Genomic DNA, 1,379 nt, shown 5'->3' with positions numbered 1-1,379 from the left:
ACTCTGGGCCAGTAACGGGCTTCCGTTGCTGGTATGCAGATTGAGTGGACACCTGGGAAAATAACCTCATTGGAATCCGTCTCCAGAGGTTCAGTTAGATTACCCCCGATCACCATGTCATCAACCTGGCGAACAGGACCGACCGCTGAGCTCAAGAGTGATGACAGCGACGAAGATGAACTGGAACTGGAAGAAGAATAGAAACCTGAATCATCGTCACTGCCTCCGCCATTGTGAACGCCAGCATTCGGATGAACCACCGGAACCACCCCAGCCATATCACCCGGCACACCCTGTCCGGGCGTAGCAAACATCCAGCGATTGACACCATCGTAGATCAATACCGGCTCACCTTCCGGAAGAGCAGCTAATTCACTAATGCTGCCATCCAGGTTAATGCTCCAAAGCTTAATCACACTTCCTAAACGGATCATAAGATACAAGGGCTTGTCGGGTGGATGACTCGATCCCATCAGGGCTGCCCATGTCATCAAAATCGTAGGAAGCCCACCCAAATTACCTTGTGACAGAAAATCAGCTTCGGCCTCAATATCTCCGGCAACCCAGCCTAGCAGTCTTCTCTGGGCATCAGTTAGTCTGTTATTCTTCCAGGCATTCCATAATTGTCTTAACAGGGCAATGACTCTGTCACGATTCAAGTAATACGGTCGCAGGACAGACTCCAGTGAAACAAATAAACACTCGTTACCATGTTCGACCTGATAAAGAGTTAACCCCAATGGTTCCAACAACGTCTTAATGTTTGAAAGAAACCTTTCATGCTCCATCGCCACCAGACTTCTTCCGGACATCAAAGGTTGAAAGTGATGACGCATACGAGCACTAAATACTTCCGAACTCAATGGGTTCTGTTGAAAAAGGCGAGCGAGGGCAAAACCCGAATTAAAATGATGAAGTTGCAACTGTCGAACCAGTTCTGGCAGCACTGAATCAACCGTCTCTTCCGTCAGCTCCGGGACTTCGTTAATTGCATGCCAATAAAAATGAACATCTGAAAGGTCGGCATTTCTTTCCCTCCAGGTTTTAAACTGTTCAAACAAAACCTGCAAAATGGCAAACAATTCTTGTTGAGTCCGATTGCCCAGAAGATAATTTCGCTTCCACATATTCCAGCTAATTAAATTATCATCACTATTAAGAAACAAGGCATGATCAATGGAAGCCCTAGCCCCCGGATCATTAACATGAGTGCCTTCGATAATAAGAATATCGCAGGTGATCTTCCGGGTTTCTTCCGGGCCCAACCGACCCTCCAGATGACGACAATAAGGGGTATACCGAAAAGAATCACCCCGGGCTATTGCTGCCAGACATCTGTCTCTCAAGTCCGCGCGATACTCTTTACCATCGTTGTTACC

At 47.4% G+C, this 1,379-nt stretch carries 1 protein-coding gene; it reads right to left on the bottom strand.

Annotated features, from left to right (window positions below):
• Positions 1-1,379, bottom strand: a 1,379-nt coding sequence (locus tag KDK18_RS00085; RefSeq protein WP_257252314.1) for a hypothetical protein, incomplete at both ends; no start/stop codon positions are given.

Source organism: Endozoicomonas sp. SESOKO3 (assembly GCF_024606255.1).
Note: the sequence above shows the minus strand (reverse complement) of the source record. Positions and strands in the feature narration are given on the sequence as shown.